Origin of the sequence: Streptomyces himastatinicus ATCC 53653, from assembly GCF_000158915.1 — a bacterium.
Classification (GTDB): Bacteria; Actinomycetota; Actinomycetes; order Streptomycetales; family Streptomycetaceae; genus Streptomyces; species Streptomyces himastatinicus.
Genome location: NZ_GG657754.1, coordinates 8086598 through 8088016 on the forward strand (window position 1 = coordinate 8086598; position 1419 = coordinate 8088016).

Consider the following 1419-nt stretch of genomic DNA (forward strand, 5'->3'; position numbering starts at 1 on the left):
GAGGACGGCGGCCCAGAAGACGGTGCCGGTGTCGGAGAGCACGGAGGTGCCGTACGTGCCGATCCCCGCGTCCGCGAGATAACGGCTGATGCCGGTCGACGGGTTGTACAGCAGCATCCAGATGGTGGTGGTCAGCACCCCGGAGACGGCCCAGGGCGAGAAGACCAGGGCGCGGGCGATGCCGCGGCCGATGAAGGTCGTCTCGGGGTCCGGCGGTGGCTTCTTCTGGAGCGCGCCACGCCGTCCGCAGCCGCCGCGGGTCTTCAGCGCGGGCGGCGGCGAGGGCGAGGCCGCCGTGCACGGGCGGCCCGCGGACTGGGTGGCGCTGGCCGCCGAGGACTGGACGCTGATCTTCGCCGGGGCGACCGGCGACACCCGGTCCGCCCCCTGGCACATCGGCACCGGTGACCACCCGGGCGTCGGCTCGGCCCTCGCTTCCCCCGAACGGCCGCTGACCATCGCCCCCGCCGACACCGTGACCCGGCGCATCGTCACCGCGGTCGCGGACGGCTGCCTGGGGCGGGACGAGGCGGCGCGGATCGCGGGGCAGCTGTCGGACAAGGGGGCCGCCGTATGAGCGAACCCGTATGGCGCGCCGACCTGGGCGATGGCACCTACCGCAATCCCGTCCTCAACGCCGACTGGTCCGACCCCGACGTCGTCCGCGTCGGCGACGACTACTACCTCACCGCCTCCAGCTTCGGACGCGCCCCCGGGCTGCCCATCCTGCACTCCCGGGACCTCGTCAACTGGCGCATCCTGGGGCATGCGTTGGAGCGGCTCGAACCCGCCGACGCCTTCGCCCTCCCGCGCCACGACTGCGGCGTCTGGGCGCCCAGCATCCGCCACCACGACGGCCGCTTCTGGATCTTCTGGGGCGACCCGGACGCGGGCGTCTACCAGATCAACGCCCGTGATCCGCACGGGCCGTGGAGCGCCCCGCATCTGATCAAGCCGGGCAAGGGCCTGATCGACCCCTGCCCGCTGTGGGACGAACACGGCGACGCCTACCTCGTCCACGCCTGGGCCAAGTCCCGCTCCGGCGTCAACAACCGGCTCACCGGGCACCGCATGAGCCCGGACGGGCGCGAACTCCTCGACGAGGGCCGCGTCATCGTCGACGGGGATGCCATCCCGGGGTGGTTCACCCTCGAAGGCCCCAAGCTCCACCGGCGCGACGGCTGGTTCTGGATCCTCGCCCCGGCGGGCAGCGTCGAGACCGGCTGGCAGGGCGCGTTCCGTTCGCGGGACTTCTTCGGCCCGTACGAGGAACGGACGATCCTGGCCCAGGGCCGCACCGACGTCAACGGCCCGCACCAGGGCGCCTGGGTCTCCACCCCGGCCGGTGAGGACTGGTTCCTGCACTTCCAGCAGCGCGGTGCGTACGGGCGGGTGGTGCACCTCCAGCCGATGGGGTGG

General features: G+C 73.1%; 2 protein-coding genes and 1 pseudogene. 2 read left to right on the forward strand and 1 reads right to left on the reverse strand.

Annotated features, from left to right (window positions below):
* Nucleotides 1-198: pseudogene (locus SSOG_RS56590) on the reverse strand (carbohydrate ABC transporter permease); the annotation flags it as partial.
* On the opposite strand from SSOG_RS56590, the gene SSOG_RS34485 reads away from it, so the two are divergent.
* Nucleotides 191-577: a DUF6807 family protein gene (locus SSOG_RS34485; RefSeq protein ID WP_245606656.1), complete on the forward strand. Its 387-nt coding sequence runs from the start codon at nucleotides 191-193 to the stop codon at nucleotides 575-577. The pseudogene SSOG_RS56590 and the gene SSOG_RS34485 overlap by 8 nt on opposite strands.
* On the forward strand, nucleotides 574-1419 hold an 846-nt coding region (locus SSOG_RS34490; protein WP_009718899.1), incomplete at its 3' end, for a glycoside hydrolase 43 family protein. The genes SSOG_RS34485 and SSOG_RS34490, both read left to right, overlap by 4 nt.

What these genes read in the sequence shown, in the direction of transcription:
- SSOG_RS34485 (WP_245606656.1), top strand. Translation starts at nt 191, where the DNA reads ATGAAGGTCGTCTCGGGGTCCGGCGGTGGCTTCTTCTGGAGCGCGCCA.